Origin of the sequence: Micromonospora echinaurantiaca, assembly GCF_900090235.1 — a bacterium.
Taxonomy (GTDB): Bacteria; Actinomycetota; Actinomycetes; order Mycobacteriales; family Micromonosporaceae; genus Micromonospora; species Micromonospora echinaurantiaca.
In genome coordinates this window covers 4,033,239-4,046,119 of sequence record NZ_LT607750.1, presented here as the reverse complement: position 1 = coordinate 4,046,119, position 12,881 = coordinate 4,033,239, and the positions used below count along the sequence as shown (strand labels likewise).

At 74.3% G+C, this 12,881-nt stretch carries 16 protein-coding genes; 6 read left to right on the top strand and 10 right to left on the bottom strand.

Features of this window, described 5'->3' with window-relative positions:
• Positions 1-14: 14 nt before the first annotated feature.
• From GA0070609_RS18165 to GA0070609_RS35260, 3 genes are all read right to left on the bottom strand, one after another.
• Positions 15-713, bottom strand: a complete 699-nt coding sequence (locus GA0070609_RS18165) for a response regulator (RefSeq protein WP_088994881.1) — start codon at positions 711-713, stop codon at positions 15-17.
• 76 nt (positions 714-789) lie between these two features.
• Positions 790-2,073 carry a sensor histidine kinase gene (locus tag GA0070609_RS18160; protein WP_088994880.1) on the bottom strand — a complete coding sequence of 428 codons (1,284 nt, stop codon included), beginning with the start codon at positions 2,071-2,073 and terminating at the stop codon, positions 790-792.
• 13 nt (positions 2,074-2,086) lie between these two features.
• Positions 2,087-2,488 carry a hypothetical protein gene (locus GA0070609_RS35260; RefSeq protein WP_408630601.1) on the bottom strand — a complete coding sequence of 134 codons (402 nt, stop codon included), beginning with the start codon at positions 2,486-2,488 and terminating at the stop codon, positions 2,087-2,089.
• A 119-nt stretch (positions 2,489-2,607) separates the two neighbouring features.
• On the opposite strand from GA0070609_RS35260, the gene GA0070609_RS18150 reads away from it, so the two are divergent.
• Both GA0070609_RS18150 and GA0070609_RS18145 read left to right on the top strand, forming a co-directional pair.
• The gene (locus GA0070609_RS18150) at positions 2,608-3,414 is read left to right on the top strand and encodes a helix-turn-helix domain-containing protein (protein ID WP_088994879.1); all 807 of its coding nucleotides are present in this window, start codon (positions 2,608-2,610) and stop codon (positions 3,412-3,414) included.
• The gene (locus GA0070609_RS18145; protein ID WP_088994878.1) at positions 3,405-3,617 is read left to right on the top strand and encodes a DUF397 domain-containing protein; all 213 of its coding nucleotides are present in this window, start codon (positions 3,405-3,407) and stop codon (positions 3,615-3,617) included. The genes GA0070609_RS18150 and GA0070609_RS18145 overlap by 10 nt, the downstream gene beginning before the upstream one ends.
• Before the next feature lie 57 nt (positions 3,618-3,674).
• On the opposite strand, the gene GA0070609_RS18140 is transcribed toward GA0070609_RS18145, so the two are convergent.
• Together GA0070609_RS18140 and GA0070609_RS18135 are read right to left on the bottom strand one after the other, a co-directional pair.
• Positions 3,675-4,061: a DoxX family protein gene (locus GA0070609_RS18140; RefSeq protein ID WP_088994877.1), complete on the bottom strand. Its 387-nt coding sequence runs from the start codon at positions 4,059-4,061 to the stop codon at positions 3,675-3,677.
• Positions 4,062-4,146: 85 nt separating this feature from the next.
• Positions 4,147-4,914, bottom strand: a complete 768-nt coding sequence (locus GA0070609_RS18135; protein WP_088994876.1) for an SDR family oxidoreductase — start codon at positions 4,912-4,914, stop codon at positions 4,147-4,149.
• Between the two features lie 198 nt (positions 4,915-5,112).
• Here GA0070609_RS18135 and GA0070609_RS18130 point away from each other — a divergent pair, with 198 nt between their 5' ends.
• On the top strand, positions 5,113-6,042 hold the full coding sequence (locus GA0070609_RS18130; protein WP_088994875.1) for an RNA polymerase sigma-70 factor: 930 nt from the start codon (positions 5,113-5,115) through the stop codon (positions 6,040-6,042).
• 68 nt (positions 6,043-6,110) lie between these two features.
• Here GA0070609_RS18130 and GA0070609_RS18125 read toward each other — a convergent pair whose 3' ends face one another.
• A complete protein-coding gene (locus GA0070609_RS18125; protein ID WP_088994874.1) occupies positions 6,111-7,061 on the bottom strand; it encodes an HAAS signaling domain-containing protein in 951 nt (316 codons plus the stop codon).
• On the bottom strand, positions 7,058-7,399 hold the full coding sequence (locus GA0070609_RS18120; protein ID WP_088994873.1) for a PadR family transcriptional regulator: 342 nt from the start codon (positions 7,397-7,399) through the stop codon (positions 7,058-7,060). The genes GA0070609_RS18125 and GA0070609_RS18120 overlap by 4 nt, the downstream gene beginning before the upstream one ends.
• A gap of 397 nt (positions 7,400-7,796) precedes the next feature.
• On the opposite strand from GA0070609_RS18120, the gene GA0070609_RS18115 reads away from it, so the two are divergent.
• Positions 7,797-8,963: a chymotrypsin family serine protease gene (locus GA0070609_RS18115; protein WP_157748236.1), complete on the top strand. Its 1,167-nt coding sequence runs from the start codon at positions 7,797-7,799 to the stop codon at positions 8,961-8,963.
• A gap of 67 nt (positions 8,964-9,030) precedes the next feature.
• Here the strand turns inward: GA0070609_RS18115 and GA0070609_RS18110 are convergent, their stop codons facing one another.
• Positions 9,031-9,732 carry a hypothetical protein gene (locus GA0070609_RS18110; RefSeq protein ID WP_088994871.1) on the bottom strand — a complete coding sequence of 234 codons (702 nt, stop codon included), beginning with the start codon at positions 9,730-9,732 and terminating at the stop codon, positions 9,031-9,033.
• 200 nt (positions 9,733-9,932) lie between these two features.
• Between GA0070609_RS18110 and GA0070609_RS18105 the strand changes: the two genes are divergently transcribed.
• Positions 9,933-11,297 (top strand): serine/threonine-protein kinase, encoded by a 1,365-nt coding sequence (locus GA0070609_RS18105; protein ID WP_088994870.1) that lies wholly within the window; start codon positions 9,933-9,935, stop codon positions 11,295-11,297.
• Positions 11,298-11,390: 93 nt separating this feature from the next.
• Complete coding sequence (locus tag GA0070609_RS18100) at positions 11,391-11,756, top strand: VOC family protein (protein WP_197700168.1); 366 nt, start codon at positions 11,391-11,393, stop codon at positions 11,754-11,756.
• Here GA0070609_RS18100 and GA0070609_RS18095 read toward each other — a convergent pair.
• Positions 11,753-12,295 carry a hypothetical protein gene (locus GA0070609_RS18095; protein WP_088994868.1) on the bottom strand — a complete coding sequence of 181 codons (543 nt, stop codon included), beginning with the start codon at positions 12,293-12,295 and terminating at the stop codon, positions 11,753-11,755. The genes GA0070609_RS18100 and GA0070609_RS18095 overlap by 4 nt on opposite strands.
• A complete protein-coding gene (locus GA0070609_RS18090) occupies positions 12,288-12,827 on the bottom strand; it encodes an RNA polymerase sigma factor (RefSeq protein WP_088997812.1) in 540 nt (179 codons plus the stop codon). Before GA0070609_RS18090 ends, GA0070609_RS18095 begins: the two co-directional genes overlap by 8 nt.
• Positions 12,828-12,881: the final 54 nt, after the last annotated feature.

Below are 12,881 nucleotides of genomic sequence, written 5' to 3'. Positions count from 1 at the left end.
CAGGGCGGACGGGATCACCCGCCGGGCCGCACCACCCCGTGCTCGTACGCGAAGACCACCGCCTGCACCCGGTCGCGCAGCCCGAGCTTGGCCAGCACCCGGCTGACGTGGGTCTTCACCGTCGCCTCGCCCAGGTGCAACTCGGCGGCGATCTCGCCGTTGCTGGCGCCCCGGGCGACCAGCACCAGCACCTCCCGCTCGCGGGGGGTGAGCTCGTTCAGGGCCGCCTCGGCGGAGACCGCCGTCCCGGCCGCCTCGCCGGGCCGGGCGAAGGTGGCGATCACCCGCCGGGTGAGCTCGGGGGCGAGCAGCCCGTCGCCGCGGGCCAGCACCCGGATCGCCTCGACCAGCGCCTCCGGCGTGCCGTTCTTCAGCAGGAAACCGCTGGCCCCGGCGCGTAGGGCGGCGAACAGGTAGTCGTCCCGGTCGAAGGTGGTGAGGATCAGCACCGCCGGCCCGCCCGGCCCCTCCTGTTCGGCGGTGATCCGCCGGGTGGCCGCCAGCCCGTCGACGCCGGGCATCTCCACGTCCATCAGCACCACGTCCGGGCGCAGCACCCGGGTCATGGTCACCGCGCGCTCACCGTCGGCCGCCTCGCCGACCACCTCGAGGTCGTCCTCCACCTCCAGGATGACCCGGAAGCCGGTACGGACCAGATGCTGGTCGTCGGCGAGCAGCACCCGGATCGGCCGGTCCGTGGCCGCCTCGCTCATGCCGGCACTCCGCTTCGCTGCGTGCCGTCATGAGGCACCTTCGCGCTGAGCCTGATGATTCGCTCGCTGCGCTCGCTCATGCCGGACGCTCCGCCGGCACCGGCAGCGGGAAGCGTGCCCGCGCGCGCCAGCCGCCGCCGGGGCGCGGGCCGACCTCCAGCGCGCCGCCGTGCGTGGCGACCCGCTCGCGCATGCCGATCAGGCCCAGCCCGTCGGCGTTCGCCGGGCGGGTGGCCCGTCCGTCGTCGGTCACGTCGACCTCCACCTCGTGTGCCAGGTAGCGGATCCGTACGTCCAGCACGGTCGCCCCGGTGGCGTGCTTGAGCGTGTTCGTGACGGCCTCCTGGGCCACCCGGTAGGCGGCCTGGGACACCGAATCGGGCAGCGGCACCCGGTCCCCGTACACCCCCAGGGTGGCCCGCAGCCCGGCCTCGCGGGCCCGGTCCACCACGGCCGCGACCTGGTCGATGCCGGCCGGGTCGGCGGGTTCGACGCCGTCGGGGCGGGCGTCGCGGGCGCGCAGCACGCCGAGCATCCGGCGCAGCTCGTCGACCGCCGTGCGGGCGGTCTCCTCGATCGCGCCGAGCGCCGTGCGGGCCTTGACCGGGTCCTTGTCGAGGACCCGCCGGGCGGCGGACGCCTGCACCCCCATCACCGACACGTGGTGGGCCACCACGTCGTGCAGTTCCCGGGCGATGCGGACCCGCTCGCCGACCACCGCGTGCTCGCGGACCTCGGCCTGCGACCGGCGCAGCTGCTCGGCCTGGTCGGCCAGCTCGTGCTGGCGGCGGGCGGCCAGCCACGCGGTCTCCCCGAAGAAGTACGCGAACCCGAAGTACAGCCCGTTGACCAGCACGCCGCTGACGATCGCGGCGAGCACCGGGGGCACCGGCCCGACCGCGCGGGCGAAGGCGTCCGGCGGAATGCTGCCGATGGTGGTCGCGTAGTACACCCCGAGCCAGACGAACATGGTGGCGATGACGCCCATCCGCAGCCGCTTGGACAGCCGGCGGTCGCGCCCCCACGCGCCGAGGGTGTAGATCGCGGCGAACAGCGCCCACCCGGACAGCTGGGTCTCCGGGGCGGAGCGCGCCTGGGCGGCGATGAACGCCGCCGAGATCACCAGCGTGACGGTGGCCGGGAAGCGGCGCCGCCAGATCAGCGGCAGGGTCACCGCGACGGTCCAGAAGACCTGCTCCGGGCCGGACGGCGGCGGCCCGAGCAGGAACGCCCCGGTGCTGCGGGCCAGGGTGAGGCTGAACAGGGCCAGCACCGTGGCGGCCAGCCCGGCGTAGACGTCGAACCGCCGCTGCTCCGGGGTGGGCCCGGGCCGCCGCCAGTCTTCCGTCTCGGTGGTCACCCTGGTGAGGATCTCATCCGGCGGGCCGGCGCCGGTCAGGTACCCGGCCGGGACGTCCCGGCCCGGCCCGGCGGCGGGTGCCGGGCCCGGCGGCGGTCACCCGGTCGAGCAGCCGGTCCAGCCGCCCGCGCTCGGCGGCCGCCCCGACCGGCCGGGTCCAGCCGACGAACCGGGCGAACAGCTCGGCCGGGTCCGGTGGCCGGGGCCGCAGTCGCAGCCAGTCCGCGGCGGCCTCGTGCAGCAGCACGCAGAGGTAGACCGAGAGGCCGACCGGGTCGTGCGCGTACTCGACCCGCAGCGCCAGCTTCGCCGGCTGGCAGGGCCAGGGCGCCGCGCAGGCCCGGCACCGCCAGGCCGGCCGCGCCGCGACGTGCCGCCGCCCCGTCCGGGGTACGGATTCCGCGCGCCCACCCATCGTCGACCTCCTCCGTCGTGCCTGTTCACACTCTGCTGCCCGGCCGACTACGGTCGGAAGGCATCGACGGGCCACCCTTCGGCGGTGGCGGTGCGGTGCGGGGCTGTGGTGGAGGTGTGATGAGCGACGGGCGGCTGTCCACGCTGGAGTTCCTCGGCGGTGAACTGCGCCGGGCCCGGCGCGACCGGGGGCTCAGCCAGGAGGACCTGGCCCAGCGGATCAACTACTCGTCGTCGCTGGTCGGCATGGTGGAGATCGGCCACCGCACCCCGTCGCAGGACTTCGTCGGCCGGGTCGACGCGGCGCTGGAGTCCGGCGGCTTCTTCGAGCGGTTGCTCGCGCTGGTCCGCGCCGACGCGGCGCCGCCGTGGCTGCGGGAGTGGATCCAGGTGGAGGCGGAGGCCACCCTGATCCGCTGGTTCGAGCCGTCGCTGATCCCCGGCCTGCTCCAGACCGAGGCGTACGCCCGCGCGGTGCTCACCGGCGGCGGCATGCTGCGCGAGCCCGAGGTGGAGCAGCGGGTCACCTCCCGACTCGGCCGACAGGCGGTGCTCAGCCGGGAGGTTCCGCCGGAGGTCGTCTTCGTGGTGGACGAGGTGGTGCTGCGTCGCCGGATCGGTGGCCGTGCGGTGATGGCCGAGCAGTTCGCGCACCTGCTGCGGGTCACCGAGCTGCCGCATGTCGACCTGCACGTGGTGCCCGCCGACGCCGGCATGCACGCGGGGCTGGCGGGTGCCTTCATCCTGGCTCGGACGCCAGAGGGAGCCGAGGTGGCGCACGTGGACACTCCGCTGCGCGCGCATCTGAGCGACCACTCAGCCGACGTTGATAGCCTTCAACGCAGGTGGGAGAGCCTGCGGGGCGAGGCGCTGCCGCGCCGGGCGTCCCGGGAACTCGTCGCGGAGGTGGCACAGTCATGGACCTGACCGGTGCGGTCTGGCGCAAGTCCACCCGCAGCGACAACGGCGGGTCCACCTGTGTCGAGGTGGCGACGAACATCGCCGGCGTGGTCGGCGTACGCGACAGCAAGGATCGTGGCGGACCGGTGCTGGCCTTCGGCCCGACGGCCTGGACCGGTTTCCTGGCCGCGGCCACCAGCGGGGCGCTGCGCCCGCGCGGCGACCGGTAGCCGCGGCCCCAGACGTGCGGCGTCGGGCCGCCCCGGGCAGGGGCGGCCCGACGCGGGTCAGCCGGTGAAGGACTCGGGGCCAAAACGTCCCCAGGCCACGAAGACGGCCAGGGCGAGATAGACCAGGTCGGGAACGATCGTCGCCCGCTCGCCCCGGCGGAGGCGCATGGTCGCCGCGCCGGCGAACAGCAGGGCCACACAGGTGGCGGTCACCGGCACCAGCACCGGCGCGATGTCGAGGACGGCGGGCAGGATCAGGCCCGCCGCGGCCAGGATCTCGAGGGTTCCGATGACCCGGAGGGCGCCGGGGCTGAAGTCCATGACCCATTCCGCGGCGCGGCCGCCTTTGGCGGCGATCTTCTCCCTGGGGACGAACATCTTGGAGGTGCTGACCAGGAGGACGGCGGCGAGCAGGCCGGTAACGACCCACAGTGCGAGGTTCATCAGATCTCCTTGCAGGGTTGTCGGTGATTCCGGTGGTCGGGTGCGGCTGAGCGGGCCAGCTGGTCGCCCCGCGCGAACCGGAGTGCTACCAGGGCAGCGGGCCGTCGGCGCCGAAGAACCCGGCGGTCGGTCCGTCCGCGCCGAGGGTGGCCAGGCGCACCACCACCGCCGCACCCTGCGCGGGGGTGAGGAAGCCGGTGTGGTTGTTGCTGTCCGTGGCGCAGAAGCCGGGGGCGACGGCGTTGACCAGGATGCCGTCCTTGCGCAGCTCGTTGGCGTACTGCACGGTCAGCGCGCTCAGCGCGGTCTTGGCCGGCGAGTACGCCGCCGACGGCAGCAGGCCGGCCAGCGGGCCGTCCGGGTCGCTGGACAGGGTCAGCGACGCGGCGTGGCTGCTGACGTTGACGATCCGCGGCGCCGGCGACCGGCGCAGCAGCGGCAGCAGGGCGTTGGTCACCGCGATCACGCCGAAGACGTTGGTCTCGAACACCGACCGGACCATGTCCAGGTCGACCGAGCTGGGCACCTGATCGTGGGCGTCGGCCGGCGACACCTGCCCGGAGCCGGTGATGCCGGCGTTGTTGACCAGCACGTCGAGGCGGCCGAAGCGCCCCTCGATCCACCGTGCGGCGGCCCGGGCGGTGCCCGCGTCGGTGACGTCCAGGGTGACCGGGTGGGCGTCGCCGCCGGCCGCGCGCACCGCCGTGGCGGCCTCCTCGCCGCGCCGCGGGTCCCGGGCGCCGATCAGCACCGTCATGCCGAGCGCGGCGAACTGCTCGGCGGTCGCCCGGCCGATCCCCTTGTTCGCCCCGGTGACCAGAGCGATCTTCCGGTCTGTTCTGTCCTCGTTCACGACGAAGCTCCTGCTCGTGCGGGTTACGTGCGGCACCGATCGTCCGGCGCAGCGTCCTGACGGACATGAAGATGCCGCCGCCCCCGTCCCCGTGACAGGGTGGCGATGTGGCCCGTGCCACCGAGCGCGGATGTCACAGGGTGGCGGGGACCGGTGTCGTGTGGGTGGCACGACCGACAGCGAGGGCAGGAGCCGGCCATGAGCGAGCGACCACTGGACACCGCCGAGCCGCACGTCGGCGGCGACCGGGTGGACGCCGCCACCGAGGCGTTCCTCGCCCACCGCAACCTGCTGTTCACCGTCGCCTACGAGATGCTCGGCTCGGCCGCCGACGCCGAGGACGTCCTCCAGGAGACCTGGTTGCGGTGGGCGGGCGTCGATCTCGACCAGGTGCGGGACCAGCGTGCCTACCTGGTCCGGATCACCACCCGGCAGGCGCTGACCCGGCTGCGGACGCTGCGCCGCCGCAAGGAGTCCTACGTCGGCTCGTGGTTGCCCGAGCCGCTGCTGACCGCACCCGACGTGGCCGAGGACGTCGAGTTGGCCGACAGCGTCTCGATGGCGATGCTGCTGGTGCTGGAGACGCTCACGCCGACCGAGCGCGCGGTGTTCGTGCTGCGCGACGTGTTCGACCTGGACTACGACGAGATCGCGGCGGCGGTCGACAAGAGCCAGGTCGCGGTCCGCCAGATCGCCCACCGGGCGCGGGCGCACGTCGCGGCGCGCCGACCGCGCGGGGTCGCCTCCGCGGCCCAGACCCGGGAGGCGCTGGCGGCGTTCCAGCGGGCGGTCGAGACGGGAGACCTGCGGCACCTGCTCGACGTCCTCGCGCCGGACGTCGTCCTGCTGGGCGACGGTGGTGGGGTCAAGCAGGCCGTGCTGCGGCCCATCGTGGGGGCCGACAAGGTGGCCCGTCTGCTGGCCGCCGGGCTGGACCGGTTCGCCGCCGTGGCGTCGCTGGAGCCGTCGCACGTCAACGGCCACCCAGCGCTGATCCTCCGGCTCGACGGCGAACTCGACACGGTCATCGCGGTGCGCATCGACGACGGCCTGGTCAGCGGGCTCTACGCCGTACGCAATCCGGAGAAGCTGTCCCGGCTCGGGCGGGAGACCGCGGTGAGCCGCTGAGGTCGTGCGCCGCCGACGGCCGCGGCCCGGCACCCCCCGTGGGTGCCGGGCCGCGACGCTCGTGCGGGTCAGTGCCGGGCGCGGTACGCCTTGATCGCGCTGTCGACGGTGTCCCAGAGCGCGATCAGCGCCGTGCCGGCGACCACCACGGTGGCGACGGTGTTGAGGTTGTCGCCCTCGCCGAGCCACTCGAAGCGGTCGACGAAGTCGGGGTTGAGCAGCCGGTCGGTCGACATCAGCCAGATCACCGGCACCGCGAACGCCAGGTTGAGCACGGCGTTGACCGCGACCAGCGGCCAGGTCCACCGGCCGGCCCGGTACTTGGCGATCTCCAGCCCGACGGTGGCGACCAGCACCGCGATCAGGAACGGCAGCCAGAAGCTCCACAGCGCCGGGTCGAGGATCGGCAGGTTCTCGTCGCCGTCGGTGGGCACGAACGACCGGAAGTGCTGCACCGGCAGGTAGGCGATGAACAGCGCCAGGAAGCCGATCGAGGCGGCGGTGTCGGTCAGCGTGATCTGCCGGTCGACCGGGCCCTCCGGGAGCTGGTCGACGCTCCACCGGGGCAGGTCCAGCGGAGTCTTGGTGCGCTCCAGCACCGCGAAGACCAGGGTGACCCAGAACGCGATGTGCAGCGCCACCGAGAGGGCGGTGGCGACACCCTCGCCGACCGCCCCGCCGGGGTTGTCGCCGTCGGCGGCCGCGAGCAGCCCGACCACCACGCCGACCGTGGCCGGCACGAAGCTGAGCAGCAGCTTCAGCAGCCGCTCCCAGGCCAGGTAGTAGGTCGGGCCGATGAGCTGCAACCGGCGGTCGGAGTAGCGGGCGGCGAGCTGCGCCGGGTCGCCCAGCTCGGTGAGCACCTCCCGCTCGGCGGTGGTGGCGTCCTGCCCGCCGGCCGTGCGCCCGTCGATCATGTCCTCGATCGAGCCGCGCAGCTCGGTGGCGATCTCCTCGCGGCGCGCGACCGGCACCGAGCGCAGGGTCGCGGCAAGGTATCGGTCGGTCAGGGTGGTCATCGGTCGGCTCCTTCGATCAGTCCGGTCAGGGAGGTCTGTACGGCGGCCAGGTCGGCGAGGAGTCGGCCCAGCACCGACTCGCCCTCCTCGCTGGTCCGGTAGAACTTGCGCGGCCGGCTCTCCTCGGTGTTCCACTCGCTGGTCAGCAGCCCCTGCTCCTCCAGCCGCCGCAGCAGCGGGTAGAGCGTGTTGGCGTCGACCGGGAAGCCGTGGTTCGTGAGGCGTTGCAGCAGCGCGTAGCCGTAGTCGGGGCGGCGCAGGGCGACGAGGCTCGCCACCACGACCGTGCCCCGGCGCAATTCCTGGAGGTGGGTCCGCAGGATCTCATCGCTCACCATGCATCACACGATACTGTGTGGCACACACTGTTGTCTAACCCCATATCGTTCCTGAGGGACACGATGATGTCTGGCAAGGCGAGCGTTCCGCTGCGTGGTCTTTACATCGCTCTGCGCGGTCCGTAGAGTTCGGCGCACGTCAATCTCTTGGCGGAGGATCATCACGGGGGATCCATGTCTTGTCGATCGCGCGCACCCAGCTCTTCCGACTGACGACTCGACTTCCGGCCAGCCGGCATCCGTCCCGCGGAGCCGGCTGCTCTGACGCCGCGTTCCGTCAGCTCGTGACCCAGCGCTCGGCGCGGAACGCAGCCCTTCCGACGGCTCGACCAGATCAGGTCGCCCGTCGCTCCCGTGTGTCCTCATGCGGTCGTGCTTCCGTGGAGAGGAGCTGTACATGCGAAGAAGGACACTGCCCGGAGCGCTCCTGGTGCTCGCCCTGGTCGCCGCCGGCGTCATGCCGGGGGCGGCCAGCGCCGCACCGGCGTCGAGTGAGGACCGGTTGATGAAGGCCACCGCGCTGGCCCAGGACGCGTGGCGGGTGGCGCACGGGGACAGCCGGTACGCGGGCCACTGGGTGGACCCGGACGGCCGGGTTCACGTCTCCTACCAGGGGCGGGCCGCGGCGGCGGCAAGTGCGGCCGCCGTCCGGTCGATCTCCGGCGAAGTGGTCGTGCACGAGGGTGCCCGGTACACCTACCGGGAGTTGGTGGACCGGCGGGACAAGGTGAGCGACCACGTGGCGGCGCTGCGGCAGGCCGGCATCCGGCTGGTCGAGTGGGGACCGCACGAGTCCACCAACACGCTGCGCCTCGGGGTGGTCAAGCCGTCCGAGGCCACGGTGCGGACACTGCGGGAGCGGTTCGGTGCGGACATCGAGATCGAGGAGGTTCCGGAGCCGGAGAAGGACGCCCTCTTCCTCTCCCGCTGGGACGACTTCTCGCCTTGGAGCGCGGGCGCCGAACTGAACGACGGCTACTCGTCGTGCACCATCGGGCCGGGCATCCGGCGCAACGGAGTCAACTACTTCCTCACCGCGGCGCACTGCTTCGCCAACGGTGCCTACCTCTACAACGGCTCCGAGTACGTCGGCCGGAAGAACTGGATCGACACCCGTGACCGGGGCACGGACACGGCGATCGTCACCGGCACGGGGTCGGCGACGATGTTCCGCACCGACACCACCCTCCAGGGAATGTCGGCCACGCCCTGGACGTCGGCGGAGGGCTCGGGCGTCTGCTTCAACGGCGCCTACAGCGGCGAGGTGTGTGGCGGCCTGACCGTCATCAAGACGAACTACTGCACCGACATCACCGGCCGGCTGACCTGCGGCACGGCCACCGCCGGTAGGGACGGGGTGGCTTCCGCCGGGCACGGCGACAGCGGCGGCCCGGTGCACATCGTCAGCCCTCGGTGGGCCTACGCGGGCACCATCGTGGGAGCGGCGAGCCCGCAGTTCGTCTGCCCCCGGAACAACCTGGGCGGTACCCGGACATGCTCCTCCTGGGTCCGCTTCCAGATGATCGGTCCCGTGCTGTCGTACTGGAACGCCACTCTGCTCTGACCCGGGTTTTCCCGGCGGGGGCGGTGGCCGACCGGCCACGCCCCCGCCGCTGGTTCCCTGACCTGGCTCAGCAGGCGGTGCCCTGCCGGAAGTTGCGCTCGACGTACGAGGCCGGCCCGACCTGGAAGTAGCCGACGCCCGGCCGGATCGGGTGCCCGGTGAACAGCTCCACCCGGGCGCCGACCCGGACCAGGTAGGCCGTGGCGTCGCCGGCGTCGTTGCTGATCAGCGCGCCGCGCGGGCCGTAGATCCGCTCCAGTTCGGCGAAGGACATGCCGACCGCCGCCCCGGCGGGCGACCGCGGCGGCGCGGTGGCGGTGCCCACCTCCACCAGCCGGCCGTGCCGGAACGCCAGCAGCACCACGCCGGCCCACTCGCCGGTGGCGCCGGCGTGCACCACCCCGGCGCAGCCGGGCGCGGTCCAGTCGATCCGGCCGGCGGCGACGAGCCGGTCCAGCCGGGCCCCGATCCGGTACGGGCCGGTGCCCCGCACGCTGAGCACCTCGACCTGCCAGCCTCGGGCCACGGCCGGCCGGACGGCGACGGAACGGTCGGGCGTGACCGTGCTGGCGGTCGGAGCGGCCCCGCCCGGCCGGGCGGTGACGGAGCGGGCGGGGATGGCCGGGGCCGTGCCGGCCGTGGCAGCGGGGCCGGCGGTACCGGCGACGGGGGGCGCTGGCTCGGGCCGGGCGGCGGCCGGGGCGGCGACGGTGCCGACCGTGGCGAGGGCGAGCGCCCCCGCGACGACGACGGACGAGAGACGGTTCATGGCGGTTCTCCTCCTGGGTGCGGGTCTCCTGTCCTGTTGGTCTCCGGCCGCACCGGATCGGTTCGTCGGGTTCCCGACCGTCCACCGGCCGCCTCGCGGCGCAGGCGAGTGCGGCCGGCGGAACGGGGGAGTGCCGTCGACCGGCCGGCCCGTCTACCGTCGACATGGACCGCCCGAGAGCGGATCACGGGGGTGACGGCATGACCGCACCGGTGCGGATCGGCTCCTACCGGATCGAGCGGCTGCTCGGGGCGGGGTCGTTCGCGACGGTCTGGCTCGGGCACGACCCGGTGCTGGACTCCCGGGTGGCGGTCAAGGTGCTGGCCGAGAACTGGAGCCACGACCTGCGGGTGCGGGAACGCTTCCTGGAGGAGGCCCGGCTGCTGCGCCGGCTCGACCACGAGCGGCTGGTCCGGGTGCACGCGGTGGGCGAACTGCCCGACGGCCGGCCGTACGCGGTGCTGGCCTGGGCGGACGGCGGCAGCCTGCGGGACCGACTGGCGACCGGCCCGCTGCCGGTGGCGTCCGCAGTGGACCTGCTCGGCGAGATCGCGGCCGGGGTCGCCGTGCTGCACCGGCACGGCGTGGTGCACCGCGACCTGACCCCGGGCAACATCCTGTTCCGGTCCACCCCTGCCGGCGAGCGGGTGCTCGTCGCCGACCTCGGGCTGGCCAAGGCGCTCGCCGCCGCCTCCGGGCTGACCGCCCGAGCGGGCACCCCCGGCTACATGGCCCCCGAGCAGGACGACCCGCTCGCCGTGGTGGACACCCGCGCCGACGTGTTCGGGCTGGGCCGGCTCGGCGTGACGCTGCTCTGCGCGCCCGCCGGGCGGCCCGGCGCGCCGATCCGGCCCCGCGCGGGCGTGCCGCCGGCGGTGACCGCGGTGCTGCGCCGGGCCACCGCCCCCCACCCCGCCGACCGCTACCCGGACGCGACCGCGTTCCGCGCCGCGCTGCGGGCCGCCGCCACACCCGGCCCGGTGTCCGGGGTGTCGCGGAGCCGCCGGGGTGGCCGGCGACGGGCTGGGCTGCTCGGGGCCGGCGTGCTGGCGCTCGTCGCGCTGGGCGGCGCGGCCGGAGACACCTGCACCCCACCCCGCCCCGGCGCCGCCACCGCCGGCAGCGGTCCGGTCACCATCACCCTGCCGCCCGGCTGGCGGGCCGCCGGCACCGGCTGGGCCGGCCAGTACGGCGACGACGGCGACCTCGAACCGGCGCTGGTCGTCTCGCCGGACCCGGCCCGCTGGGCGGTCGACCCGAGCGTGCCGGGCGCCTTCGTCGGCCTCTCCGCCAGCATCGCTCGGCGGACCGGCGCCGAGGCTTTCGTCGCCGAGCGCCCGCACGCCGACTGCGCCGGAGCGCCGGTGCGGCGTACCCGGCAGGGCGGGGTGGACTGGGTGGTGGCCGGGTACGCCTGCCCGAGCGGACGACCGGTCATCGTCGAGGCGGCCGGGACGACCCCGGCCGGACTGCTCTACGTGCAGGTGGTTCCGCCGCCGGGTGCGGAATCCGGGTTCGTCGACGCGCTGCTGGCCGGGGTGCGCGTACGCCCGCCGCGGGACTAGGAGCCTGACCTGTCCGGTGATCATCGGCGGTGGATCGACCTCCCGTAGGGTCGACAGCGTGACAGTCGTTACGGAGTCGCCATGCCGCCGCGGATGAGGCTGACGGCGGTGACGCTCGACTGCGTGGATCCGTTGGCGCTGGCCACGTTCTACCAGCGGGCCACCGGGCTGCCCCTCGCCGAGGGATCCGACGGTGAGTTCGCCGGGCTGGCCCGGGAGGGCGGGCTGCTCATCGGCTTCCAGCGGGTCGACGACTACCAGCCGCCGCGCTGGCCGGGGCAGACCGTGCCGCAGCAGTTCCACCTCGACTTCGCCGTCGACGACCTCGACCAGGCGGAGTCCATGCTGCTGGAGTCGGGGGCGGTCAAGCCGCAGTGGCAACCGGGCGGGGACCGGTGGCGGGTGTTCCTCGATCCGGCCGGGCACCCGTTCTGCCTGACCCGGAGCCGGCCCCGCTAGACAACCACCACGGTGATGGTGTGCTCGCGGCCGTCCTTGGGGATGGTCACCGCCACCGTGCCGGTCCGCACGAAGCGGATGTCCACCACCCCCGCCTCGTAGTGCCGGGAGACCAGGTCCTCCCGGTCCACCGTGACCAGGCCCGGCCCGATGCCCTGGATGCGCAGCACCGCGCCGGCGGCGAAGCAGAGCGACCTGATCAGTTCCAGTTCGGTCTCGGCGAGGACGATGTCGTACCGGATCGGGCCGTGACAGGCGGGCGTCGGCGACGCGGTACGCGTACCCCTGCCGGTGGTCGGCGGGGGAGCGGCCGGCGCGGGACGCCGGGTCGGCGGCGCGACAGTCGACGAGCCCGGCGGGGTGGCGGGGGTCGACGGGGTGCCGGCGGGCGGGCCGGGCGGGGTGGTGGTGCCGGCGGCGACCGGCGGCGGTGGCTGGACGGGCAGCGGCGAGACGGGCCGCTCGCCGCCGCACCCGGTCACCCCGGCGACCACGGCCATCAGGGCCGCGACGGCGATCGGCCGGCGGCGCTCAGTCATCGGAGAGCCGCTGCCGGACCTGCCGGCGGGCCAGGTGGACGCGGGACTTCACGGTCCCCTCCGGCACGTCGAGCAGGTCGGCGATCTCGGGGTAGCTCAGCTCCAGCACGTCCCGCAGAGCGATCACCTCGGCCAGTTCCGGGCGGACGGCGTCGAGCGCGTCGAGCAGGTCGAGCCGGGTCCCGGCGACCACGCTGGTGCGCCGCGGGTCGGGCCGGTCGGGCAGCGGCACCCCGCCGGCCTCGACCAGCCAGCGCCGGCGCAGCACCCGGTAGGTGGACCGGGCCCGGTTCGCGGTGAGCCGGTACAGCCAGGTGTGGAACGACGAGCGCCGCTCGAACCGGGTGATCCCGCGGGCCAGCGCGAGCAGCGTGTCCTGGCACGCCTCCTCGGCGTCCTCGCGGTGCGGCAGCAGCCGGGCGCAGAGCCGCAGCACCTCCGGCCGGACCGCCACCAGCAGCGCGTCCAGCGCGGCCGGGTCGCCGCGCGCGGCGGCGTCGGCCAGGTCCTCGATCCCGTCCGCGAGGGGCATCCGCTCGTCCAATGCTCGCCGGTCCGCCGTCGTTCCAGGCTAGGGCCGGCGGCT

Coding starts and splice junctions, on each gene's coding strand:
- GA0070609_RS18165 (WP_088994881.1), bottom strand. CDS start 713: ATGAGCGAGGCGGCCACGGACCGGCCGATCCGGGTGCTGCTCGCCGAC.
- GA0070609_RS35260 (WP_408630601.1), bottom strand. CDS start 2,488: ATGGGTGGGCGCGCGGAATCCGTACCCCGGACGGGGCGGCGGCACGTC.
- GA0070609_RS18150 (WP_088994879.1), top strand. CDS start 2,608: ATGAGCGACGGGCGGCTGTCCACGCTGGAGTTCCTCGGCGGTGAACTG.
- GA0070609_RS18145 (WP_088994878.1), top strand. CDS start 3,405: ATGGACCTGACCGGTGCGGTCTGGCGCAAGTCCACCCGCAGCGACAAC.
- GA0070609_RS18140 (WP_088994877.1), bottom strand. CDS start 4,061: ATGAACCTCGCACTGTGGGTCGTTACCGGCCTGCTCGCCGCCGTCCTC.
- GA0070609_RS18130 (WP_088994875.1), top strand. CDS start 5,113: ATGAGCGAGCGACCACTGGACACCGCCGAGCCGCACGTCGGCGGCGAC.
- GA0070609_RS18125 (WP_088994874.1), bottom strand. CDS start 7,061: ATGACCACCCTGACCGACCGATACCTTGCCGCGACCCTGCGCTCGGTG.
- GA0070609_RS18120 (WP_088994873.1), bottom strand. CDS start 7,399: ATGGTGAGCGATGAGATCCTGCGGACCCACCTCCAGGAATTGCGCCGG.
- GA0070609_RS18115 (WP_157748236.1), top strand. CDS start 7,797: ATGCGAAGAAGGACACTGCCCGGAGCGCTCCTGGTGCTCGCCCTGGTC.
- GA0070609_RS18110 (WP_088994871.1), bottom strand. CDS start 9,732: ATGAACCGTCTCTCGTCCGTCGTCGTCGCGGGGGCGCTCGCCCTCGCC.
- GA0070609_RS18105 (WP_088994870.1), top strand. CDS start 9,933: ATGACCGCACCGGTGCGGATCGGCTCCTACCGGATCGAGCGGCTGCTC.
- GA0070609_RS18100 (WP_197700168.1), top strand. CDS start 11,391: ATGAGGCTGACGGCGGTGACGCTCGACTGCGTGGATCCGTTGGCGCTG.
- GA0070609_RS18095 (WP_088994868.1), bottom strand. CDS start 12,295: ATGACTGAGCGCCGCCGGCCGATCGCCGTCGCGGCCCTGATGGCCGTG.
- GA0070609_RS18090 (WP_088997812.1), bottom strand. CDS start 12,827: ATGCCCCTCGCGGACGGGATCGAGGACCTGGCCGACGCCGCCGCGCGC.